General features: G+C 62.1%; 23 protein-coding genes. 12 read left to right on the top strand and 11 right to left on the bottom strand.

Annotation, left to right across the window (positions count from 1 at the left end):
- Nucleotides 1–97 precede the first annotated feature (97 nt).
- The 6 genes from HB676_RS12880 to HB676_RS12855 all read left to right on the top strand — a co-directional run bounded on the left by HB676_RS12880 (nucleotide 98) and on the right by HB676_RS12855 (nucleotide 6618).
- Entirely contained in the window at nucleotides 98–688 is a 591-nt protein-coding gene (locus HB676_RS12880) for a glutathione S-transferase family protein (RefSeq protein WP_213738168.1), read from the top strand.
- A 15-nt stretch (nucleotides 689–703) separates the two neighbouring features.
- Entirely contained in the window at nucleotides 704–1174 is a 471-nt protein-coding gene (locus tag HB676_RS12875) for a GNAT family N-acetyltransferase (RefSeq protein ID WP_213738167.1), read from the top strand.
- A gap of 191 nt (nucleotides 1175–1365) precedes the next feature.
- Entirely contained in the window at nucleotides 1366–1587 is a 222-nt protein-coding gene (locus HB676_RS12870; protein ID WP_213738166.1) for a hypothetical protein, read from the top strand.
- Nucleotides 1588–1666: 79 nt separating this feature from the next.
- Complete coding sequence (locus tag HB676_RS12865) at nucleotides 1667–2839, top strand: phosphoserine transaminase (RefSeq protein WP_213738165.1); 1173 nt, start codon at nucleotides 1667–1669, stop codon at nucleotides 2837–2839.
- A 239-nt stretch (nucleotides 2840–3078) separates the two neighbouring features.
- Nucleotides 3079–4668, top strand: coding sequence for a phosphoglycerate dehydrogenase (gene serA / locus HB676_RS12860; protein WP_213738164.1), 1590 nt, complete (start codon nucleotides 3079–3081; stop codon nucleotides 4666–4668).
- Between the two features lie 264 nt (nucleotides 4669–4932).
- Complete coding sequence (locus HB676_RS12855) at nucleotides 4933–6618, top strand: methyl-accepting chemotaxis protein (RefSeq protein WP_213738163.1); 1686 nt, start codon at nucleotides 4933–4935, stop codon at nucleotides 6616–6618.
- 84 nt (nucleotides 6619–6702) lie between these two features.
- Here HB676_RS12855 and HB676_RS12850 read toward each other — a convergent pair whose 3' ends face one another.
- Both HB676_RS12850 and HB676_RS12845 read right to left on the bottom strand, forming a co-directional pair.
- Nucleotides 6703–7635 carry a DMT family transporter gene (locus HB676_RS12850; RefSeq protein WP_213738162.1) on the bottom strand — a complete coding sequence of 311 codons (933 nt, stop codon included), beginning with the start codon at nucleotides 7633–7635 and terminating at the stop codon, nucleotides 6703–6705.
- Nucleotides 7636–7755: 120 nt separating this feature from the next.
- Entirely contained in the window at nucleotides 7756–8217 is a 462-nt protein-coding gene (locus HB676_RS12845) for a MarR family winged helix-turn-helix transcriptional regulator (protein WP_213738161.1), read from the bottom strand.
- A gap of 164 nt (nucleotides 8218–8381) precedes the next feature.
- Here HB676_RS12845 and HB676_RS12840 point away from each other — a divergent pair, with 164 nt between their 5' ends.
- A complete protein-coding gene (locus HB676_RS12840) occupies nucleotides 8382–8765 on the top strand; it encodes a tautomerase family protein (protein WP_213738160.1) in 384 nt (127 codons plus the stop codon).
- A 23-nt stretch (nucleotides 8766–8788) separates the two neighbouring features.
- Nucleotides 8789–10369 (top strand): MFS transporter, encoded by a 1581-nt coding sequence (locus tag HB676_RS12835; protein ID WP_213738159.1) that lies wholly within the window; start codon nucleotides 8789–8791, stop codon nucleotides 10367–10369.
- 1 nt (nucleotide 10370) lies between these two features.
- On the opposite strand, the gene HB676_RS12830 is transcribed toward HB676_RS12835, so the two are convergent.
- Together HB676_RS12830 and HB676_RS12825 are read right to left on the bottom strand one after the other, a co-directional pair.
- Nucleotides 10371–11318 (bottom strand): DMT family transporter, encoded by a 948-nt coding sequence (locus HB676_RS12830; RefSeq protein WP_213738158.1) that lies wholly within the window; start codon nucleotides 11316–11318, stop codon nucleotides 10371–10373.
- A gap of 188 nt (nucleotides 11319–11506) precedes the next feature.
- Nucleotides 11507–12472 (bottom strand): tripartite tricarboxylate transporter substrate-binding protein, encoded by a 966-nt coding sequence (locus HB676_RS12825; protein ID WP_213738157.1) that lies wholly within the window; start codon nucleotides 12470–12472, stop codon nucleotides 11507–11509.
- Nucleotides 12473–12880: 408 nt separating this feature from the next.
- On the opposite strand from HB676_RS12825, the gene HB676_RS12820 reads away from it, so the two are divergent.
- The gene (locus HB676_RS12820; RefSeq protein WP_213738156.1) at nucleotides 12881–14173 is read left to right on the top strand and encodes an adenylosuccinate synthase; all 1293 of its coding nucleotides are present in this window, start codon (nucleotides 12881–12883) and stop codon (nucleotides 14171–14173) included.
- Nucleotides 14174–14210: 37 nt separating this feature from the next.
- A complete protein-coding gene (locus tag HB676_RS12815; protein WP_213738155.1) occupies nucleotides 14211–15815 on the top strand; it encodes a hypothetical protein in 1605 nt (534 codons plus the stop codon).
- 69 nt (nucleotides 15816–15884) lie between these two features.
- Here the strand turns inward: HB676_RS12815 and HB676_RS12810 are convergent, their stop codons facing one another.
- On the bottom strand, nucleotides 15885–16475 hold the full coding sequence (locus HB676_RS12810) for a Fic family protein (protein ID WP_213738154.1): 591 nt from the start codon (nucleotides 16473–16475) through the stop codon (nucleotides 15885–15887).
- A gap of 11 nt (nucleotides 16476–16486) precedes the next feature.
- Nucleotides 16487–16687 carry a hypothetical protein gene (locus HB676_RS12805; protein WP_213738153.1) on the bottom strand — a complete coding sequence of 67 codons (201 nt, stop codon included), beginning with the start codon at nucleotides 16685–16687 and terminating at the stop codon, nucleotides 16487–16489.
- A gap of 90 nt (nucleotides 16688–16777) precedes the next feature.
- Here HB676_RS12805 and HB676_RS12800 point away from each other — a divergent pair, with 90 nt between their 5' ends.
- Nucleotides 16778–17194 (top strand): DUF5413 family protein, encoded by a 417-nt coding sequence (locus tag HB676_RS12800; RefSeq protein WP_213738152.1) that lies wholly within the window; start codon nucleotides 16778–16780, stop codon nucleotides 17192–17194.
- A 37-nt stretch (nucleotides 17195–17231) separates the two neighbouring features.
- Complete coding sequence (locus HB676_RS12795; protein ID WP_213738151.1) at nucleotides 17232–17759, top strand: DUF4112 domain-containing protein; 528 nt, start codon at nucleotides 17232–17234, stop codon at nucleotides 17757–17759.
- A gap of 76 nt (nucleotides 17760–17835) precedes the next feature.
- Here HB676_RS12795 and HB676_RS12790 read toward each other — a convergent pair whose 3' ends face one another.
- From HB676_RS12790 to HB676_RS12770, 5 genes are all read right to left on the bottom strand, one after another.
- On the bottom strand, nucleotides 17836–18135 hold the full coding sequence (locus HB676_RS12790; protein ID WP_213738150.1) for a hypothetical protein: 300 nt from the start codon (nucleotides 18133–18135) through the stop codon (nucleotides 17836–17838).
- Between the two features lie 221 nt (nucleotides 18136–18356).
- The gene (locus HB676_RS12785) at nucleotides 18357–18521 is read right to left on the bottom strand and encodes a DUF3309 family protein (protein ID WP_213738149.1); all 165 of its coding nucleotides are present in this window, start codon (nucleotides 18519–18521) and stop codon (nucleotides 18357–18359) included.
- A 208-nt stretch (nucleotides 18522–18729) separates the two neighbouring features.
- A complete protein-coding gene (gene msrB, locus HB676_RS12780; protein WP_213738148.1) occupies nucleotides 18730–19143 on the bottom strand; it encodes a peptide-methionine (R)-S-oxide reductase MsrB in 414 nt (137 codons plus the stop codon).
- An 84-nt stretch (nucleotides 19144–19227) separates the two neighbouring features.
- Complete coding sequence (msrA, locus tag HB676_RS12775; RefSeq protein ID WP_213738147.1) at nucleotides 19228–19944, bottom strand: peptide-methionine (S)-S-oxide reductase MsrA; 717 nt, start codon at nucleotides 19942–19944, stop codon at nucleotides 19228–19230.
- 440 nt (nucleotides 19945–20384) lie between these two features.
- Nucleotides 20385–21494: an ATP-dependent RecD-like DNA helicase gene (locus tag HB676_RS12770; protein ID WP_213738146.1), complete on the bottom strand. Its 1110-nt coding sequence runs from the start codon at nucleotides 21492–21494 to the stop codon at nucleotides 20385–20387.
- Nucleotides 21495–21627: the final 133 nt, after the last annotated feature.

The following is a 21627-nucleotide window of genomic DNA, read 5'->3' as shown; positions in this document are numbered from 1 at the left end:
GTCGCGCGGCGCGCGGATAGTTTCGCGTTTTGCAATCCGGTTGACAGAATTCTTGCAGGCTGTTGGTCTATTGCCTCGATGGAGGCATCGGCAGCCCATGAAAATTTATGGCGATCTTGGTTCGGGCAATTGCCTGAAGGTGAAATGGGTCTGCGACAGGCTGGCGCTGCCTTATAGCTGGATTTCCATCGATATCCTCAAGCGCGAGAGCCGCACGCCAGAGTTCCTGAAGCTCAACAGTGCGGGGCAGGTGCCGACGGTCGAATTCGACGACGGCCGCACGCTGGCGCAATCCAACGCGATCATTCGCTATTTCGCCCGCGACAGCGACCTGATCCCGGCCGATGCTTTCGCCGCCGCCAAGATGGACGAATGGTTGTTCTGGGAGCAGTTCAGCCATGAACCCTATATCGCGGGGTGCCGGTTCCAGATGGTGTATCTCGGCAAGCCGGCCTCCGATCTCGATCCGGACAAGATCAAGCGCGGTTGCGCCGCGCTGGCGCGGATGGAGCAGCAGCTTGCGCTGACGCGATTCCTGGTCGGCGATACCTTCTCGCTCGCCGACATAGCACTGCTGGCCTACACAAGGCTGGCGCATGAAGGCAGCTTTCACCTCGACGGCTATGCCGCCGTGCGGCGCTGGATCGGCGAAGCCGAGGCATTTTTGGGCCTGCCGCCGGCGTGTTGAGGGATAAGAGCGGTCATGGCTGAGATTTCCCCGGTTACCATCCGGCGCGCCGGTCGCGGCGACGTGCCGTCGATCGTGCGGATGCTGGCGGACGATCCGCTCGGCAGCGGCCGCGAGCGCGTTGAGGATCCCTTGCCGGAATCGTATTTTCGGGCGTTCGAGGCGGTCGACCGCGATCCGAACATCCAGCTCATGGTTGCGGAAGATCGCGAAGGGGCCGTGGTCGGCTGTCTGCAACTCTGCATCTTGCCGGGGTTGAGCTCGCAGGGCGTCTCGCGCGGCCTGATCGAAGACGTTCGCGTCGCTTCGCATTGCCGCAGCCGCGGCATCGGCGAACAGATGGTGCAATGGGCCGTTGCGCAAGCGCGTTCGCGCGGTTGCAGACTGGTTGAGTTACTGACGCATAATAGCCGTGTCGATGCGCAGCGATTTTACAAACGGCTGGGATTTGCGCAGAGCCACGCCGGTATGACGATACGCTTTTGAGACAGCGTTGTTTTGATACAGCCGAATTGTTCAGCTCGATGAACGCGACGTTGCAGCCATTGCCAAACGAGTTTTGCGATTCGTTTGGATTAACACCCGATAAACTACCCGGCCGTTCGTCATTTTTTCTGCAGAACGATCTGTGAGAGTTTGGCGTATCCCGTCGGGCTCGGGCAGCTTGGGGACCGCACATGAAAAATTACTCGATCGTACGGATCGGCAACGAATACGTCGTGCAAGCCGGCGATCAGAGCGTGCTGAAAGTCGCCAGCCGGCGCAGGGCTGCGCAACTCGTCACCAATGCCGCCGAATTGCTGGATTCCGAACCGCCGCCGCCGGCGCAACTTCTGCCGTTGGAGGCCGCGCCATCAATCGCTTGTGATTCCATCCCTGATCCTCCCGAAGTTTCTTGACGATTCCGGGCTATTCCCTTATGCACCGCGGCGGGACACCTCCCCCCAACGGGAGGCTTGCTATCTGGAAGGATAGATTATGACTGCAGCGAAGCCCGCTTCGCGGCCGACCGTGCCGCATTTTTCGTCCGGCCCCTGTGCCAAGCGCCCTGGCTGGACTCCCCAAACCCTCAACGACGCCGCGCTCGGCCGTTCGCATCGCGCGAAGATCGGCAAGGCCAAGCTCAAGCTTGCGATAGAACTGACCCGCGAGGTGCTTGAAGTGCCTGCGGGCTACAAGATCGGCATCGTGCCGGCGTCCGATACCGGCGCGGTCGAGATGGCGCTGTGGTCGCTGCTCGGCGCGCGGCCGGTGACGACGATCGCTTGGGAATCCTTCGGTGAAGGCTGGGTCAGCGATATCGTCAAGGAATTGAAGCTCAAGGACGTCACCAAGCTGCATGCCGGCTATGGCGAGATTCCCGATCTCAGCAAGGCCGATCCGGCTTCCGACATCGTCTTCACCTGGAACGGCACGACCTCGGGCGTGCGCGTGCCCAATGCCGACTGGATCAAGGCAGATCGCGAAGGCCTCACCATTTGCGACGCAACTTCGGCGGCGTTCGCGCAGAATCTCGATTGGGCCAAGCTCGATGTGGTGACGTTCTCCTGGCAGAAAGCGCTGGGCGGCGAGGCGGCACATGGCATGCTGGTGCTCTCGCCGCGCGCGGTGGCACGGCTGGAGAGCTACACACCTGCCTGGCCGCTACCAAAGATCTTCCGCATGACCAAGGGCGGCAAGCTCAACGAGGGCATTTTCGAAGGCGAGACCATCAACACGCCCTCGATGCTGTGCGTGGAGGATTATCTCGATGCGCTCGGCTGGGCCAAGTCGGTCGGCGGTCTCAAGGGCCTGATGGCGCGTGCCGATGCCAACACCAAGGTACTCGCCGACTGGAAGGCGAAGACGCCGTGGATCGACTTCCTCGCCAACGATCCGGCGATCCGCTCCAACACTTCAGTGTGCATGAAGGTGATCGATCCCGCGATCACGGCGCTGAGCCCGGATGCGCAGGCCGATTTCGCCAAGAAGCTGGTCGCGCTGGTGGAGAAGGAAGGCGCCGGTTACGACTTCGCGCATTATCGCGATGCGCCCGCGGGGCTTCGCATCTGGTGCGGTGCCACCGTGGAAGCCAGGGACGTCGCGCTGCTGACGCAGTGGATCGACTGGGCTTTTGCCGAGACCAAGTCCACGTTCGCCAAGGCGGCGTAGCTTTCTTTCTTAACCTCGCCCCGCACGCGGGGAGAGGTCGGATTGCCTCGGCGATGCGAAGCATCGTCCGCTGCAATCCGGGTGAGGGGGACTCACCACGACTCCTAGTCTGTCGATAGAGCCCCTCACCCCGACCTTCTCCCCGTAAGAATGGGGAGAGGGAGAAGAAATCGCTCCAAGATATTTCACCCCTCCGGCATTGCATGCAGATCCTCCAGGGGAGGATGAAGGAACACCAGATGACAAAACCCAAGGTTCTCATTTCCGACGCGCTGTCGCCCGCTGCCGTGCAGATTTTCAAGGACCGCGGCGTCGAGGTCGATTTCCAGCCCAATCTCGGCAAGGACAAGGACAAGCTCGCCGAGATCATCGGCAATTACGACGGACTTGCGATCCGCTCGGCCACCAAGGCGACCGCCAAGATCATCGAGAAGGCGACGCGGCTGAAAGTGATCGGCCGCGCCGGCATCGGCGTCGACAATGTCGAGATTCCGGCCGCGACCGCCAAGGGCATCATCGTGATGAACACGCCGTTCGGCAATTCGATCACGACCGCCGAACACGCCATCACCTTGATGCTGGCGCTGGCGCGGGAAATTCCGCAGGCCGACGCCTCGACCCAGGCCGGCAAGTGGGAGAAGAACCGTTTCATGGGCGTCGAGATCACCGCCAAGACGCTCGGCGTGATCGGCTGCGGCAATATCGGTGCAATCGTCGCCGACCGCGCGCTCGGTCTGCGCATGAAGGTGATCGCATTCGATCCGTTCCTGTCGCCGGAACGCGCCAAGGATATCGGCGTCGAGAAGGTCGAGCTCGAGGATCTGTTCAAGCGCGCGGACTTCATCACGCTGCATACGCCGTTGACCGAGAAGACCAGGAACATCATCGACGCCTCGGCGCTGGCCAAAATGAAGAAGGGCGTGCGCATCGTCAATTGCGCGCGCGGCGGTCTGGTCGACGAGCAGGCGCTGGTCGATGCGCTGAATTCCAGGCAGGTCGCGGGCGCGGCGTTCGACGTGTTCGTCGAAGAGCCCGCCACCACCAATGTGCTGTTCGGGCATCCCAACGTGATCTGCACGCCGCATCTCGGCGCCGCCACGACCGAAGCGCAGGAGAATGTCGCGCTGCAGGTCGCCGAGCAGATGTCGGACTATCTTTTGAACGGCGCGATTTCCAATGCGGTCAATTTCCCCTCGATCACTGCCGAAGAAGCGCCGAAGCTGAAGCCGTTCATCGCGCTCGCCGAAAAGCTCGGCTCGTTCGCCGGCCAGCTCACCGAGAGCGGCATCGCCAAGGTGCAGATCACCTATGAGGGTCATGTCGCCGAAATGAAGATCAAGGCGCTGACCTCGGCGGTGTTGTCGGGATTGCTGCGGCCGATGCTGGGCGACGTCAATGTCGTCTCCGCGCCGGTCGTTGCCAAGGAGCGCGGCATGGTGGTCGACGAGATCGTGCGCGCGGCGCAAAGCGACTATGAGAGCCTGATCACCGTCACGGTCACGACCGAACGGCAGGAACGCTCGGTGTCGGGCACGGTCTATGCCGACGGCAAGCCGCGCCTTGTCGATATCAAGGGTATTCGGGTCGATGCCGAATTCGGCAAGTCGATGATTTACGTCACCAACGAAGACAAGCCCGGTTTCATCGGTGGTTTCGCCAGCCTGCTCGGCGCGGCCAGGATCAATATCGCGACCTTCCATCTCGGCCGCAACAAGCAGGGCGGCGATGCGATCGCGCTGGTCGAGATCGACGGCGCGGTGCCGGCGGACGTGCTCGCCAAGGTGCAGGCATTGCCGCAGGTGAAGCAGGCCAAAGCGCTGGCGTTTTAAAAAGCTCCGGTCCCCGGCGGTTTGAGTCTTCGATTCAAGCCGCCGGTTCGCCGAAATTTCGATTTCGCCAGCGCAAACAAAAATAGCCGCGTAAATATACGGGGGCCGCGCGAGAAATCGCGCGACGATGACGGCTGTTCTTTGCCTTTGAAGCCGTCCCAGGACACCTTTCGTAAGAAATTACTAAATAATTCTCACCATATTGTGAGGAGATTCTTATCCCTCCATCGCGCGCCGTGAGCGCACACCCCCGGAGACTCCCCCGTGAAGCTGAACAATCTGACGATCGTTCCCAAACTCGGCATTCTGGTGAGCGTCACGCTGTTCGGCCTCTGTATCGCCGGTGCTCTCGCGGGCTATCTGATGCAGCGCGAAATGCTAAATGCGCGCATCGATCAGGTTCACGCCATCGTCGATATGGGCCGCAACTTGGCGATCGGCCTGCAGAAGCAGGTCGATGCCGGGCAACTCACCAAGGAAGCGGCGCTGGCTGAATTCGGACGCCGCGCCAATACCCTGACCTACGATAATGGCGCCGGCTATCTGTTCGGCACCAATTACGATGGCATCACGGTGCTGTCGCCCGAGCCCAAGCAGATCGGCACCAATCGCATGGACGTCGTGGTCAATGGCCGGATGATCTCCCGCGAATTGCTCGATGGCGTCAAGGCCAAGGGCGAAATCCTGGTGACCTATGATTATGTCAGGCCCGGCGAAGACAAGCCGATCCGCAAGATCGGTTACGCGGTCGCGGTCCCCGGCTGGAATATGTATCTCGGCACCGGCGCCTATCTCGAGGATCTCGACGCCAAGTTGAAGCCGGTGATCTGGTCGCTCGGCATTGCCACGCTCATCATCGCTGTGATTTCAGGCGGCATCGCCTGGATGATCGGCCGCAGCATCAGTCGGCCGCTCGGCGAACTCGGCGCCCGCATGCGGGGATTGGCCGACGGCCAGTTGGATGGCGAGATTCCCGGTACCGAGCGCGGCGACGAGGTCGGCAAGATGGCCGCCACCGTTCAGATATTCAAGGACAATGCGCTGCGCATTCGCGGGCTCGAAAAGGTCGAGGCGGAAACGCAACAGCGCGCCGCGGCCGAGCGCCGTACCGCGATGGAGAGCATCGCCAATGATTTCGAACGCAGCGTCAAGGGCATCGTCTCCTCGGTCGCGACGGCGGCAAAGGGCATGCAGACCACGGCGCAATCCATGACCGCCACTGCGAGCGACGCCAGCGCACGTGCCGCAACCGTCGGAGCCGCGTCCGACAGCGCCTCGAACAATGTTGGGACGGTTGCTGCGGCCGCGGAAGAACTGTCGAGCTCGGTCACCGAGATCTCCCGGCAGGTGACGCGGTCGAGCGAGATCGCCAGCAAGGCGGTCGACGATGCCGAGCGCACCAACGCCACCGTCCAGGTATTGTCGACCGGCGCCGAGAAGATCGGCGAGGTCGTCAAGCTGATCCACAGCATCGCCGCGCAGACCAATCTGCTCGCCCTCAACGCCACCATCGAAGCGGCCCGCGCCGGCGAATCCGGCCGCGGCTTCGCCGTCGTGGCCTCCGAGGTCAAGGCGCTCGCCAACCAGACCGCCAAGGCGACCGAGGAAATCTCCGCCCAGGTTGCCGCCATGCAGTCGTCCACCAGCGACGCGGTGCTTTCGATCGGCGGCATCACCGAAACGATCGCGCAGATGAGCGAGATCACGGTCAGCATCGCGACCTCGATCGACCAGCAGGGCGAGGCGACTCGCGAGATCGCGCGCAACATTCAGTCGGTTGCGGCCGGGTCGAGCGAGATCAGCGCCCATATCGGCGGCGTCACCAGCGCTGCGGCTGCCACCGGCCTTGCCGCTTCGGACGTGCTGTCCAATGCGCGCGAACTCGACAACCAGTCGGGCATGCTGCGCAACGCGGTCGATGAATTCCTGGCCAAGGTCCGCGCGGCTTAAGCCAATCTTCTGCCGGATTGTTACAACCCGCAGCCTCGGTTCTGATCAATCAGAGCCGAGGCCGCTGTTTTTGTTTGTCGCCGCTCACGCCGCCGAGCCCTGCCGCGATGCGATTACGATCCCGGCCAGCACCAGCGCATAACCGATGAGATGAAATAGCTGCGGCTGCTCGCCGAGCAGCAGGATCGCCATTGCCGATCCGAACACCGGCATCAGATGAAAGAACGGCGCGGCCCGGTTCGGCCCGATCAGTGCGATGCCGCGGTTGAAAAACAGATACGACAGCGCCGAGGGAAAGGCCACGACATAGATCACGGTCGCGATCGTCACGGTATCGAATTTCAGCGCAAAGCCGGTCGCGTATTCCCAGACCGCGAATGGCAATAGCAACAGCGCGCCGCAGCCGGTGGTGAAGAAGATCAGCGAGAGCTGATGCGTGACCGGCCGGCGCGGCATCAATGCCGAATAAAGTCCAAAGGATGCCAGCGCGCCGGCCAGCATGATGTCGCCCTTATTGAACCTGATAGCGGCGAGCGCCATCCAGTCCCCGTTCAGAATGATGGTGAGGACGCCGGCGAGCGAGATGGTGATTCCGGCGAGTTGGGCGAAGGTTAGCCGCACGCCAAACAGCGCGAGCGACCACAGCGCGACGAACAGGGGGCCAGAAGATTGGATCAACAGCGCATTCAGCGCCTGGGTGTATTGCAGCGCCCAATAGGCCAGCGCGTTATTGAGGGCGAAGCCGGTCGCCGACAGTACGATCATGAGCGGAAGCCGCGCCCACAATACCGGCCAGTCCCGCGCGAGATGCGGCCACGCGAACGGCAGCAAGATGAAAAAGCCGCCGATCCATCTGATGCAGGACAACGTCATCGGCGGCATATGGCCGGCAACGTACCGCCCGAGCACGATATTGCCGGCCCAGAAAAACGAAGTCAGGCTCAGAAGCAGATAAGGCTGGTTGCTGAGCCATCTGACCGGATCGGAAGCCGGCGGCGGTGGGGTGGGACTGGTCATGGCTTGCAGCGAAGTTGTGCCGGATTCCCACCGCGCGACAAGTCCCGCGCCCGCAATGCTACAATGTCCTCAGCTCATTCGGGTGGGCGCTTCGCCGCCGCTTCTGTTTTGGCCCTGTTTTTACCCTTGGCCGTTAAAGGCATTGACGAAATCATCTGACACGAGAAATTCGAGCGCCTTGCGCAACGAAGCGGACTTGGCCGCGCCAAACCCTGCCTCGAAGCCGCGTTGGGCGCGGGCCCACAGCACCTCCGATTCCGCAAGCTTGGCCCGCCCTTGGGCGGTCAGCGCAACCAGGCGATTGCGGCGGTCCTGCGGGTCGACGCTGATTTTGACGAACCCGTCGCGTTGAAGCGGCTTCAGATTATGCGTCAGTGCGCCGCGGTCCATAACCAGCGCTTCGGCCAGTTCGCCGAGCGGTGGGGTCCCGGAGCGTGCGATCTGGATCAGGATGGTCCGCTGAGTGGAGCGCAATCCGCAGGGCTCCAATGCAGAATCATAAAGCTGAGACACGCGCCGCGTCGCCTTGCGTAAAGCCGTGCAGTTGCAAAGGCTTTTCTGGCTGATGTGGTGGGTTGCCATGTTTCACCGCTCCAAATCCGGGCCTTGACTATTGCTTGCATATACACATACTTCCTAATGATTGCATATGCAAGGGATTGAAGCGAAAGCGCCGAGGGGGGAAACGAACCCTGGGCAAGTTCGCAGCTAATCCAAAGCGGTTTCACGGAAGATGGAGAGAACCGATGCCCCTGGTACGTATCGACCTGCAAAAGGGAAAAGACGCCGCCTATCGTCAGAAGGCCGGACAGATCGTCTATGAAGCGATGGTCGCCCACACCGGGGTTCCCAAGAACGACCATTTCCAGATCATCGGCGAGCACGCTGTCGAGAACTTCATCTTCGATCCGGACTATCTCGGCATTCACCGCACCAAAGACCTGATCATCGTGCAGATATTCTTCAACGAGGGGCGCTCGGTGGCGCAGAAGCAGGCGCTCTACAAGGCGATCGCCGAAGGACTGTCCGCCGAACTAAAAGTCCGGCTGGAGGATGTTTTCATCACCCTCGTCGAGGTGAAAAAGGAAAACTGGTCGTTCGGCAACGGCATTGCTCAATACGCCTCCTGATCAATCCGTTGGAGCGCCAGCAAATGCTAGCCATAATCGAGCAATCAAAGCCGCAGCCGTCGGGTCTTCAGGCCGTGCTGGTGCTGATCTGCGTGTCGGCGCCCTCGTTCATGCTGCAGCTCGACTCGAATATCGTCGCGGTGTCGCTGCCATCAATCACGGATTCGCTGGGCGCCACCTTCGCCGGCATCGAATGGGTGATCACGGCCTATACATTGTCCTTTGCCTCGCTGCTGCTCCCGGCAGGGGCACTCGCCGACCGCTTTGGGCGCAAACGCGTTCTGGTCACCGGACTTGTGTTGTTCACGCTGGCCTCGTTCTTCTGCGGCGCCGCGCCGAATCTCGACACGCTGATCGCCGCGCGCGCGGTGCAGGGCATCGGCGCGGCGCTCCAGCTCAGCGCCGCGCTGGCGACGCTCGCCAGCACCTTCAAGGGCGATACGCGCGCCCGCGCCTTCGCGTTCTGGGGCTCCGTGGTGGGAATTGCCATTACGCTTGGGCCCATCGTCGGTGGCCTGATCACCCAGACGTTCGGCTGGCAATGGGCGTTCTACATCAACCTGCCGATCGGCGCCGTCAGCATCGCAACCATCCTCGTCGTGATCGACGAATCCCGCGATCCCGGCGCGGTGCGCTTCGACCTTCCGGGCGTGCTGACCTTCAGCGCGTTTCTGTTCCTGACCACGCTCGGCCTGATCTCGGGCAATCATGACGGCTGGACCAGCCCCCATATTCTGCTCGAGGGCTTGGGCGCCGTGGTCTTCCTTGTGCTGTTTATCGTCGTGGAAAAAGTTCAGGCCCGGCCGATGGTGGATTTCTCGTTCTTCCGACGTCCGACCTATCTCGGCGCCAATATCGCCCAGTTCTCTTTTGCGGCCGGGCTGCTCACGATGCTGACCTTCATGCCGATCTATTTTCAGCACGCGCTCGGCCTGTCGCCGCGCACGGCCGGACTATTGATGCTGCCGATGGCGCTGCCGCTGTTCGTCGTGCCGCGTATCGTGACATCGCAATTGTCGCATCGCCTGACCGGGCGCACGCTGCTCACCGCGGGGCTCGCGCTGGTCGGCCTCGGGCTCGCCTTCATGGCGCTTGTCGCTGATACACTCGATTATCGGCTGATGGTGGTGGGCATGCTGGCGACGGGTGTCGGCGCGGGTTTACTCAACGGCGAGACCACCAAGGTCGGGATGACGGTGATACCCGCCGAGCGGGCCGGCATGGCTTCCGGCATCTCCGGCACCATGCGCTTCACCGGCATCGTGATCGGCTTCGCCGCCCTCGGTGTCGTCCTGTTCAGCCGGATCGCGAATACGATCACGGCGGTGCTGCCGGCGCTCGGCGAAAACGAACGGCTCGGATTTATCCGCGAGGTCGCGTCGGGCAATCTGTCGGGTACCGGTATTGCAGCAGCCCACACCGCCGAACTGCACGCGCTGGCGCAAAAAAGTTTTGCCGATGGATACGCAGCATTGTTTACAACCAGCGCCGTGTTCTGCCTTCTTGCTGCGCTTGTCACCTGGTTGCTGGTTCGGGATTCCGATACCGCGCCGATCGCCAGGCGCGTGCCGCTGCAAGCTTCTGCGCAGTCGGCCGAACGCTAAGCTACGCAACAGCCGGCTTGCGTGACGCGACGAAAACCCCTGTCAGCACCAGCGCAAAGCCGATGACGTGGAACAGGTGCAACTGCTCGCCGAGAAAGACGATCGACATCACGGTGCCGAACACCGGCGCCAGGTGAAAGAACGGCGCAGCGCGGTTGGCCCCGATCAACTGCACGGCGCGGTTGAAGCAGACATAGGCCAGCGTCGAGGGAAACACCGCGACGTAAATCAGCGACAGCAGATTGGACGCATCCAGATCCATCATCGGTTGCGTGATCATTTCGCGGATCAAAAACGGAATCTGGCAGGCCGCGCCACAGCCGAACGTGAACGCGGCAAACGACAGGCCGTCAATCCGCGGGCGTTTCAGCGACAGCACCGAATAGATTCCGAAGACCACCACTCCCACCATGAAAATGAGATCGCCCTTGTTGAAGGTGAGACTGGTGAGCACCGAGACGTCGCCGTGCAGCAAAATCATGAGAACGCCGAGCAGTGACAAGGTGATTCCACAGGCCTGTGTCAGGGTGAGCCGGATTCCGAGCAGGATCAGCGACCATAACGCGACGAACAGCGGCAGCGCCGATTGCAGCAGCAGGGTGTTGAGCGCCTGGGTGTATTCGAGCGCCCAGTATTGCAGCGTGTTGAAGATCCCGATTCCGGTGATGGAAAGGAAAATAATCAGGCCGATCTGGTTGCGGATCGCGCCCCAGTCGCGCCGCAGATGGTTCCAGGCAAAGGGAAGGATGATCACGAACGCCAGCGACCAGCGCAGGAACGACAGCGTCACTGGCGGAATATGACCGACCGCGAGGCGGCCGACGATGGCATTGCCGGCCCAGGTCAGCGCGGTGATGCAGAGCAGCAGATAGGGCTGGTTGGCGATCCAGTGCCTTGAGGTCGCGTTTCCCGAAGATGTGGCGTTCGAGGTTGGATCGGAAGCAGACATTCGCGAAAGTCCGATGGCGGCTGGAGAACACGACACCGCGGCCTCGCCCGGTGCGGGCACCGGGCCGGCATCTCGACCCGGCGTGCTGACAGACACGGATTTTCACCGCGCATCAATGCTGCCGGATGCATCGCGTCCATGCGCGGAACGGGCCGCGGGTACCGGCACGCGGCGCGGTGGTTCCGGTGTCACTCCGCGCCGGCGCCGGAGGTCTTGATGATCGGTGTCCATTTGGCGAGGTCCGAGGCGATCAGGCGCGCAAATTCCGCCGGCTGCATCTGATCGATCGGATCAAGCCCGGCCTCCTTCAGTTTGGCCTTTACCGTGGGATCGGCCGCGGCTTTGGCGAAGGCGTCGCGCAGCCGCTGCACGATCTCGGGCGGCGTGCCCGCGGGAGCGCCGTAGCCGAACCAGGTCACCAGATCGTAACCCTTCAGGCCGCTGGCATCGAGCGTCGGCACGTCAGGCAAATACATCGAGCGTGTCAAACCGGTGACACCAAGCGGCTTCAGTTTGCCGGCTTTGATTTCCTCGATCACGGTCGGCAGATTGAAAAAGCCCATGGTGATTTCGCCACTGACGATTTTCTTCACGCCCTCCACCGAAACCAGATGCGGCACATGCTTGATGTCGACACCGGCGATCGAAGCGAACAGCACGCCGCCGAGATGATGCGATGTGCCGATCCCGCCTGAGGCATAGGTGAGCTGGCCCGGCGCGGCCCTGGCGGCGGCCGCGACTTCGAGGGGCGTGTTGGCGGGATTTGTGGGATGAACGGTCATCACATTGGAGACCGCCGCAATCGGCGTGATCGGAATGATCTTCTGCGGATCGTAACGCAGCGTCTTGTACAGGCTGAGATTGAAGACGTGCGTGCCCTGCGTGATCATCGCCAGCGTATAGCCGTCGGGCGCGGCCTTCTCGACCTGCTCCATCGCGAGGCCGCCGCCCGCGCCGGGCTTGAGTTCGACCACAACCTTCTGGCCGATGTCTTTCGCCATCGCCTCGGCCACAACAGTGGCCACGAGGTCGGCCGTGGTGCCCTTGCCGAACGGCACGACGATGGTGATCGGCCGGTCCGGATAGGGTGCGGCTTGAAGCGGTGCCGCGCCGATGAAACATGCGAGCAAGCCGCCTAACATGGTCGTACGCATCAGATCATTACCCCCCAAAATCCAGCATCCCGGCATGAGAGCCTAACACGCACGGGGCGGTCGGCGCGTTTCCGCGCACGGCACGGCGGTAGCGGATGGCGCTTTGTCTGCCAGCATCTGGCGACCGACCGGCCGCCCTGGCTGCGCTGCCTTGGCGCAGCCACATATTTTCAGGGGATATCAATGGGTTGGATGGCCCTCAAGGCGACATCAGGCGCCCCTTCTTGCTTGCGTCAATAGCCCGCATCCTTTATCCGATGGGATGCCTCGCATGCGAGCGGCCCCGGCCGTGTTTTGGCTGGGCGCATGATCCGGCAAAGCGTGCCCTTAGGACTTGATCCGAGGGCGACCGGCTTTCTCAGGGGATCATGCTCGAACAGAGACAGTTGCAGAGGGATTACGCGCGAAATGGCCAACGTTGTCGTCGTCGGCGCCCAGTGGGGTGACGAGGGGAAGGGTAAGATCGTCGACTGGTTGTCGGAGCAGGCCGACATCGTCGTGCGCTTCCAGGGCGGCCATAATGCCGGCCATACACTCGTCATCAATGGCCAGACCTACAAGCTGGCGCTGCTGCCGTCGGGCGTATTGCGGCCCTCGAAGCTCGCGGTGATCGGCAACGGCGTGGTGTTCGATCCGCAGGCGTTTCTCGAAGAAGTCACCAAGCTGAAGGCGCAGGGTGTCGCGGTCAGCCCGGACAATCTGCGCGTCGCCGAGAACGTCACGCTGATCCTGCCGCTGCATCGCGAACTCGATGCATTGCGCGAGTCGTCCAACGCGGCGACCGCGATCGGCACCACGCGGCGCGGCATCGGTCCGGCCTATGAAGACAAGGTCGGCCGCCGCGCTATCCGCCTGATGGACCTCGCCGATCTCGACACGCTGCCGCACAAGATCGACCGGCTGTTGGCGCATCACAACGCGCTGCGCCGCGGGCTTAAGCTCGACGAAATCGACGGTGCTGGAATTTTGCGGGAGCTGACGGCGCTGGCGCCGCAGCTTCTGCCCTACGCCGAAACCGTGTGGCGGCTGCTCGATCAGAAGCGCCGCGAAGGCAAGCGGATCCTGTTCGAGGGTGCGCAGGGCGCGCTGCTCGACGTCGATCATGGCACCTATCCCTATGTCACCTCGTCCAACACCGTGGCGGCGCAGGCGGCGACCGGCACCGGCATGGGCCCGGGCGCGGTCGGTTATGTGCTCGGGATCTGCAAGGCCTATACGACGCGGGTCGGGCAGGGCCCGTTCCCGACCGAACTGCTCAATGAGATCGGCGAGGAGATCGGCCGCCGCGGCAAGGAATTCGGCGTCAACACCGGGCGCAAGAGGCGCTGCGGCTGGTTCGATGCGGTCCTGGTGCGTCAGACCGTGCGGACCTGCGGCATCAACGGCCTGGCGCTGACCAAGCTCGATATTCTCGATGGGTTCGACACCATCGAGGTCTGCACCGGCTACATGCTGGACGGCAAGGAAATCGACCATCTGCCAGCCGGCGAGGGCGCGCAGGCCCGGGTGGTGCCGGTCTACGAGACCATCGAGGGCTGGAAGGAGCCGACCGCCAATGCCCGTTCCTGGGCGGATTTGCCGGCGCAGGCCATAAAATATGTTCGCCGGGTCGAGGAACTGGTGGGCTGTCCGATCGCCTTGCTTTCCACCAGCCCGGAACGCGAGGATACTATTCTGGTCCAGAATCCGTTTGAGGCTTAACGAGATGTTACCGGAAAGCCGGCATTGTTGAGTAGAAATGGCTGATTACTACCCATTGATTGCCCGCGCCATCGCCGGACTGGACCCCAGTGCTCCCGGCGAGAGCCGCCGTGCGCTTTATGAGCGGGCACGCGCCGCGCTGATTGCGCAGCTACGCAGCGTCGACCCACCGCTCAGCGAATCCGAAATCACCCGCGAGCGCCTGTCGCTGGAAGAAGCCGTGCGCAAGGTCGAATCCGAGGCTGCCCAGCGCGCCCGGGACGCTACGCGCTCCGGTGGCGATGCGCCGCGCAGCGGCGCCCGCGCCGGCGACGCGTTCCGCGCCAATACCCGTCCCCCTGCGCGGCCGGGCGATCCCGCAGCCTCGCCGCCGGCTCCCCCGCGTTCGCGACCGGCTGCGCCGCCACCGCCGCGCAACGAGCGTCCGCCGCTCGGACAGGAAGATCGTCCGGACCGGCCAGAGCCGCGCCCGCAGCGTATCCTGCGTGACGGACCGCCGCCGGTGCCGCCGGCCCCGACGCAGGATGCGCCGTTGCCGCCGACCCGCGAACGGGTGGGCGCGCCGCGCCGTGGCCCGGACAACAGCGCGCCGCAGGCCGCGCGTGGCTTCCGCGATATTACCGCCGACGCCGACGAACTCGGCCGCGCCGCGGCGCAGGCCAATCGCGCCGCGCGAAAAACCTACGCCAACGTGCCGTCACCCTCGCCGGAATTCGACCGGCTCGAGCCGAGCATGGAAAACCGCGGCGATGCGGATTCGCCCTATTCGTATGACGAATCCGTCGAGGAGGCCGAACGCTACGCGACGCCTCAACAGCCGTCGCCGCGTCCGCGTGTTTCGCAGGAGCGGGGCCGCGAGCCGAAAAAGAGCGGCCGCTCCGGCGTGGCCTTTCCGTTCAAGAGCGCGATCGCGATCGGCGTCGTCTTTATCCTGGTCGGCGCCGGGATCCTGTGGGGCAAGTCGATTGTCACGGTGGTCAGCGGCATGTTCAAGCCGTCGACGACGGTGGTGGAAGCGCCCAAGGACGGCGGCACGCCGCTGTCGAAGCCGAAGATTCCCGATCGCGTTGGCCAGCCGTCGTCGAGCGACCAGGTTGCGCCGGTGGCGCAGCGCGTGGTGCTGTATGACGAGGATCCCTCGGACCCCAAGGGCAAGCAATATGTCGGCTCGGTGATCTGGCGCACCGAACAGATCAAGGCGGCGGCCGGCCAGAAGGCCGATATCGCCGTGCGCGCCGACATCGAAATTCCCGATCGCAAGTTCAAGATGACGATGTCGTTCCGCCGCAATACCGACACCTCGCTGCCGGCCAGCCACACCGCGGAACTGACCTTCATCCTGCCGCCGGATTTCGCCGGTGGCGGCGTCAGCAACGTGCCGGGCATCCTGATGAAGTCCAACGAGCAGGCGCGCGGCACGCCGCTGGCCGGGCTCGCGGTCAAGGTCACCGACGGCTTCTTCCTGGTCGGCCTGTCCAACGTCGACGCCGATCGCTCGCGCAATCTGCAGCTTCTGAAAGAGCGCTCGTGGTTCGATGTGCCGCTGGTCTATGTCAACCAGCGCCGCGCCATCATCGCGATCGAAAAGGGCGCCCCGGGCGAGCGCGCCTTCAACGACGCCTTCGCGGCGTGGGGCGAGTAGGGGGCGGGATTTTCGCTCCGTCTTGACGCATTTTGCGAATACCCTGGGTTGGAAAGCGAACGCTCGATCTTACTCTTGATCCGGCTTATTGCTGATAAGTTCCTCGATAATCTTCGTCAGTTCGGATTCGTCGCCATCGAAACTGGAAATCATGGCGTGAAGCATCGCCTCGGGATCGAGCTTTTCGAGGTCAAGCGATCGGTCTGCCCGATCTGCCAACAAGGCAAAGAACGTTAGTTGTGTGCGACCGTTGCCTTCGCGGAAGACGTGAATCGCATTCAGCTCCGCGAGAAAGTGCGCGGCATGCCCAACAAATTCTTTCGCTGAGAGATATTTCAAATAATTCCTGGCTCTCAGCTCGGCGAATATCTTGGCCGCCTGGGTATGAATATGCTCAGGGAAACAGAATGGGCTCCCTTGCTTGGAAATACGCACGGTTCGCGGAATGCCCGCCCAATCGTACACGTCTTGAAATAGATGATGGTGCACCGCGCAGAAATGCGCAAAGTCTAGATTGCCTTCGGGAAGAGGTTCGCCCGCTCGCGCATTGGTGATTTCAGCTTCGAAATCATCGAGTTCGTCCTGATTGCGCAAATCAAGCTTGTTAACGAGGACCGTAGAGTTTTTGTAAGTATAGGGATCGTCGGTCGCATCGTACATGCGATGGCGGCTCAGGCTTTGCGATAGCTGCGAACGATCGCCTTGCGATATTCTTCGGCAGACAGGCCCTTGCTGTTGGCCTCGGCGGCGCGTTGTTTCATTGCCGGCTTCAATTGAATGCCTTCGACCGCACTAATCTTGGAAAAGCCCGCCTGGCCGACGACGAAGCCGGTTTTGCTGCTTTTTCCCGCTGATATTTTTTGCCTTGGCATCTTGGGAATCTACCACTTTTTTTGCCGTTTGACACGCGGTCTTGCCGCCGGGAAACTGCTATAGTCGATAAAACGTACGGGGGGGCGGCAATGAGGCGGTATCTGATTTTCGCGGCGCTGGCGCCGTTGCTGGGCGGGTTTTGGCTGCTGCTCACGACCACCGTTCAGGCGGGCTACTGGAGCCATCCACCCAGCTTGTCGGAGGCTGAAAAGCTGCTCGCGGTGTTCGCCCGCACGCTCCAATACAGTTATCTGTTCGGCATCCTGCCCGCGCTGATGCTGGGCGCGGTTGATGACATTCTGTTTCATGTCCGGCGAATTGGCTGGGTGGTGCGGATGCTGATTGTCGGCGCGATCGGCTTTGTGGCGGCGGAATTTCTCTATGGCTCGCGCGGCGCCGACACCGGTGTCACCCAGTTCATCCTTTATGGCCTGGTCGGCTTTATTCCCGGAACGGTCGCATCATGGCTGTCGCATGAGGTGATCGCCGAGCCTGTGACCGCGTGAACTTGCGCCCGTCGCGGGCGCTCCCCATGTGAGGGCGATGGCACACGAAGATATCTTTCCCGGCAAGCCCGTGCGTTCCAGCACCGCGTTTCGCGGCAGCCGGGCGCGTGGTCCGGTCATCGATCAGGACGGACGCGAGATCCCCGCGGAATCGCTCGGCGAGCAGTTCCAGCGGTTCCGGTTCGATTTCGGCCATTCCAGCGCCAACCCGTTCGGCAACCTCACCCGCGAGCAGCGGCTGGCGCGGCTCGATGCGGTGGCGAAGCTGTTGGACGTTGCCTTCATCCTGCCCGGCACCAAGATCCGCTACGGCGTCGACGGCATTATCCGGCTGATCCCGATTGTCGGCGATCTCTTTGCGACCGCGTTCTCGCTGTGGCTGGTGCGCGAGGCGCGTGCGCTCGGCGCACCCTGGCACGTCACCACGCGGATGCTCGGCAATGTCGCGCTCGAGGGCGTGGTTGGATTGGTGCCGGTTGCGGGCGACGCTTTCGACGTGCTGTTCCGCGCCAATATCCGCAACGTGCGGATGCTGCGGCGCTGGATGGACAAGCAGCCGCGCTAAATCATTTGCGGTTGGCGTCCAGCAAAAACCCTCTCCCGAGGGGAGAGGGCGTGCATCGTCGTTCCGTAAAACAGGATTACGCCGCGTCGGCGTCGGCGTCAGCGTCGTTGCTGGCGGGCGCGGGCTCCGGACGGGGACGGCGCGGCAGCGGAAAATCCTGGCTCTCATACAGCGTGCGGATACCGCTTTGGTCGAAGCGCGCTTCATCAACCTGCAGATAGGCGCCGTTCAGCGAATCCGCCGGCAATTCCTCAATCGCGAACTGCACCGCGGCGGCCGCAGTGTCGAAACGGCGATACGCGAAGCCCGCCCGCTTCTTCTTACGGATCGCGGCGGGGAAAAGTTCGGCGGCAGTGTTGTAGCTGAAGGAAGCCATGGTCAGTGACCCTTATCTTTTTAGTGAGAACGCGAACAAGGTCGCGAACGGATCGCACGGGCGCAGCTAAAGCGATGGGGCGCCGGTACACGTCATTTCAGGACAGCCCCCAATATAAGCTCGTTTGACAGAAATGCGACTCCTGACAGCCCTGATGATGAATCCAGGTGGTCATGCGCCGGAACCGTGATAAATCTTGTTATTTCAATGGCTTATAAGGATTACAGCTTGCCAAGCAGCAGCAGGATGAGCAGCACTATAAGAATGACTCCGCCCAGACCCATTCCGGAATGGCCCATCCCGTAGCCGTAGCCCCCAAAACGGCCGCTGAAGCCGCCGAGCAGGAAGATGATCAGGATGATGACGAGTATCATTCCAAGCGACATGGCACTCTCCCCAATGGGCGGCCGGCGCACAACAATCGGCCGATCCGGCCGGAAGCAAAGCATATACCGTCACCCGGTTCCAGCACAGGAACCGGGTTACTTGTTCTTCTCGTCATTGCGAGGAGCGTAGCGACGAAGCAATCCATCTTATCCAGGTCACAGCCTAGCTTCTGGATTGCTTCGCTTCGCTCGCAATGACGGGCTTCCCCTATTTCGGCTGCAGTTTCAGCGCCGCCGAGTTGATGCAGTAGCGCAGCCCGGTCGGACCGGGGCCGTCGTCGAACACGTGGCCGAGGTGGCCGTTGCAGCTCGAGCACAGCACTTCAGTGCGGATCATGCCGTGGGTGTTGTCGCGTTCTTCATCGACGTGGCTTTCCGCCGCGGGCGCGGTGAAGCTCGGCCAGCCGCAACCTGAATCGAACTTGGCGTCGGATTCAAACAGCGTCTGTCCGCAGCCGGCGCAGGTGTAGGTGCCGGCCCGGTGCTCATGCTCGTACTCGCCGGAGAACGGCCGTTCGGTCGCCTTCTCCCGCAGCACTGCATACTGCATCGGCGTCAGTTCCTTGCGCCACTCGGCTTCGCTCTTTTCGACCTTGCCGGGCATCGTCTTGGTGTTGGACATGGAACCTCCTTCTAATGTTCACTGAGTGTTTTCAAGCGAAGTGGGTACCGGTTCGCGTGAAAAAACACGATCAACTAACAGCCTTCAGTTGGTGAGCTTGGCGCTGACCAGCGTCGGCTTCTCGATGTAGTTCTCGGCGAAAATCTTCTTCAGGTTTTCGACCTTCGGGATGTCGTTGTAGGCAATATAGGGTTGGTTCGGGTGAAGCGTCAGGTAGTCCTGATGATAGGCCTCGGCCGGAAAGAACCCTTCGAGCGGTCCGACCTTGGTCACGATCGGTTTCTTGTAGACCTTGGCGGCATTGAGCTGCGCGATGTAGGCGTCGGTCACCTTCTTCTGTTCGTCATTGGTGGTGAAGATCGCGGAGCGGTATTGCGTGCCGCTGTCCGGACCCTGACGGTTCAACTGCGTCGGATCGTGTGCGACCGAGAAGAAGATCTGCAGGATCTTGCCGTAGCTGATCTTCTTCGGATCGTATTTGACCTCGACCGATTCCGCATGGCCGGTGGTGCCGGTCGAGACTGTGCTGTAGTCGGCGGTGCTCTTGCTGCCGCCGGCGTAACCGGACACTGCGTTGACGACCCCTGATGTGTGCTGGAACACGCCCTGCACGCCCCAGAAGCAACCACCCGCGATGACCACGGTCTGGATGCCGTCGCCAGCCTTAACGTCGGCCGCGGGCGCGGGAATGATCACGGCATCTTCGGCGGCCAGCGCGGGCGCGGCTACAAAGGCGGTGGCCGCGAGCGCTCCGATGGCGGCAGCGTAAAGCGAAAGGCGGCTAAATTGGCTACGGGACATGGGGGGCTTCCTCTTGAGGTCAGCGGTTGGGGGTAGTTTAGAGCGGGAGTGGCGGTTCGCAATCGGGCTGGTCTCCCTGATGCCACTAGATACGGGGCAAAGCGGCGCTTGTTACGGCCATGGGGACACTCATTCGTGAATAAATGTCCATGTTCCCAGCCTGTTAGGAAGGAAATACAGCCTGCGGCAAAGCGCCCGAACGCCAAACTGAACCGCGGTTGCTATTGATCGACAGACTGTCATACCCCGGGGGCAGCCGTTTACGTATGGTTCGCCGCCGGGGCGGGAGGATTTTTACTTTGTGGCGAGGAAGTAGGTCTTGATCCCCGTCATTGCGAGGAGCGTAAGCGACGAAGCAATCCATTCTTTCTTATCGCCGCTAAATGGATTGCTTCGCTTCGCTCGCAATGACGTTGAGATACCTCGCTAAGGGATAGCGTCTACACCACGATACTTAACCGCTTCGCCGCACGCGTAATCCCCGTATAAAGCCACCGCGCACGGCTTTCCTGAAACGCAAAGCTTTCGTCGAACAGCACCACATCGTCCCATTGCGAGCCCTGCGATTTGTGCACCGTGAGCACGTAACCGTAGTCGAACTCGTCATAGGGCTTGCGCTGTTCCCACGGGATGGTCTCGATGGCGCCGCCGAAGCAGTCGCCGCGGACGGAAACTTTTGTCACCTTGTGGCCGAAATCCTCGTCGGGCGACAGCCGCATGGTGATAATCTTCGATTTCGACTGCGCGCGCGATTTCACGCGCCACAGGCCGCCGTTGAACAGGCCCTTCTTGCGGTTGTTGCGCAGGCACACCAGCTTGTCGCCTGCGACCGGCAAGGGATCCTCGATGTTCTGCTTCTGCCGCACCCGCATATTGTAGGAGCGCCGCGTATTGTTGCGCCCGACCAGCACCTGATCGGCGCTCATCACGCGGTCTGGGTCAAGCTCGGAACGCGACACCACTTCGCTTTCGCCGTAGCGGCCGATGTCGAGGTCGCGGCCCTCGCGCACGTCCATCGACATCCGCACGATCGGATCGTCCTGCGCCTGGCGATGCACTTCGGTCAGCATCGAGTCCGGTTCGCAATCGGTGAAGAATCCGCCGCCCTGGATCGGCGGCAATTGCGCGGGGTCGCCAAGCACCAGCAGCGGACAGTCGAACGACATCAGGTCGCGGCCGAGTTCCGCATCGACCATCGAACATTCGTCGATCACGATCAGTTTCGCCTTTGAGGCCGGCGCGTCGTCCCACAGCTCAAAGCTCGGCTGCTCGACGCCGGATTCGCGCGCGCGGTAGATCAGCGAATGAATAGTTGAAGCGTTGTCGCAGCCCTTGTTGCGCATCACCAGCGCGGCCTTGCCGGTGAAAGCCGCGAACTTCACCTCGCCATCGACGCCATCGGCGATATGCCGCGCCAAGGTGGTCTTGCCGGTGCCGGCATAGCCGAACAGCCGGAAGATCGGCGGCGTGCCGTTCCGGCCCGGTTTCGCCTTCAGCCAGTCGGCAACGGCCTTCAGCGCGGAATCCTGATGCGGCGTGAATGTGGGCATGAAATCGGCTTGAGGTCTCGGTGGGAGAGGCCGCGCGCGAAGCTACGACTCACAGGCTGCAAACCTAACCATTCATGCGGTCAGTGCAAGCGGGCAGCTATTGCCACGATTGGGGTCGTCGGTGTCAGATCTC

This window comes from Bradyrhizobium sp. dw_411 (assembly GCF_018449695.1).
Classification (GTDB): Bacteria; Pseudomonadota; Alphaproteobacteria; order Rhizobiales; family Xanthobacteraceae; genus Bradyrhizobium.
This window is presented reverse-complemented; position numbering and strand designations above follow the sequence as displayed.

Coding starts and splice junctions, on each gene's coding strand:
- HB676_RS12790 (WP_213738150.1), bottom strand. CDS start 18,135: ATGGCTTCCTTCAGCTACAACACTGCCGCCGAACTTTTCCCCGCCGCG.
- HB676_RS12770 (WP_213738146.1), bottom strand. CDS start 21,494: ATGCCCACATTCACGCCGCATCAGGATTCCGCGCTGAAGGCCGTTGCC.
- HB676_RS12830 (WP_213738158.1), bottom strand. CDS start 11,318: ATGTCTGCTTCCGATCCAACCTCGAACGCCACATCTTCGGGAAACGCG.
- HB676_RS12865 (WP_213738165.1), top strand. CDS start 1,667: ATGACTGCAGCGAAGCCCGCTTCGCGGCCGACCGTGCCGCATTTTTCG.
- HB676_RS12815 (WP_213738155.1), top strand. CDS start 14,211: ATGGCTGATTACTACCCATTGATTGCCCGCGCCATCGCCGGACTGGAC.
- HB676_RS12805 (WP_213738153.1), bottom strand. CDS start 16,687: ATGCCAAGGCAAAAAATATCAGCGGGAAAAAGCAGCAAAACCGGCTTC.
- HB676_RS12800 (WP_213738152.1), top strand. CDS start 16,778: ATGAGGCGGTATCTGATTTTCGCGGCGCTGGCGCCGTTGCTGGGCGGG.
- HB676_RS12825 (WP_213738157.1), bottom strand. CDS start 12,472: ATGCGTACGACCATGTTAGGCGGCTTGCTCGCATGTTTCATCGGCGCG.
- HB676_RS12835 (WP_213738159.1), top strand. CDS start 8,789: ATGCTAGCCATAATCGAGCAATCAAAGCCGCAGCCGTCGGGTCTTCAG.
- HB676_RS12840 (WP_213738160.1), top strand. CDS start 8,382: ATGCCCCTGGTACGTATCGACCTGCAAAAGGGAAAAGACGCCGCCTAT.
- HB676_RS12820 (WP_213738156.1), top strand. CDS start 12,881: ATGGCCAACGTTGTCGTCGTCGGCGCCCAGTGGGGTGACGAGGGGAAG.
- msrB (WP_213738148.1), bottom strand. CDS start 19,143: ATGTCCAACACCAAGACGATGCCCGGCAAGGTCGAAAAGAGCGAAGCC.
- msrA (WP_213738147.1), bottom strand. CDS start 19,944: ATGTCCCGTAGCCAATTTAGCCGCCTTTCGCTTTACGCTGCCGCCATC.
- HB676_RS12795 (WP_213738151.1), top strand. CDS start 17,232: ATGGCACACGAAGATATCTTTCCCGGCAAGCCCGTGCGTTCCAGCACC.
- HB676_RS12845 (WP_213738161.1), bottom strand. CDS start 8,217: ATGGCAACCCACCACATCAGCCAGAAAAGCCTTTGCAACTGCACGGCT.
- serA (WP_213738164.1), top strand. CDS start 3,079: ATGACAAAACCCAAGGTTCTCATTTCCGACGCGCTGTCGCCCGCTGCC.
- HB676_RS12870 (WP_213738166.1), top strand. CDS start 1,366: ATGAAAAATTACTCGATCGTACGGATCGGCAACGAATACGTCGTGCAA.
- HB676_RS12810 (WP_213738154.1), bottom strand. CDS start 16,475: ATGTACGATGCGACCGACGATCCCTATACTTACAAAAACTCTACGGTC.
- HB676_RS12850 (WP_213738162.1), bottom strand. CDS start 7,635: ATGACCAGTCCCACCCCACCGCCGCCGGCTTCCGATCCGGTCAGATGG.
- HB676_RS12785 (WP_213738149.1), bottom strand. CDS start 18,521: ATGTCGCTTGGAATGATACTCGTCATCATCCTGATCATCTTCCTGCTC.
- HB676_RS12875 (WP_213738167.1), top strand. CDS start 704: ATGGCTGAGATTTCCCCGGTTACCATCCGGCGCGCCGGTCGCGGCGAC.
- HB676_RS12880 (WP_213738168.1), top strand. CDS start 98: ATGAAAATTTATGGCGATCTTGGTTCGGGCAATTGCCTGAAGGTGAAA.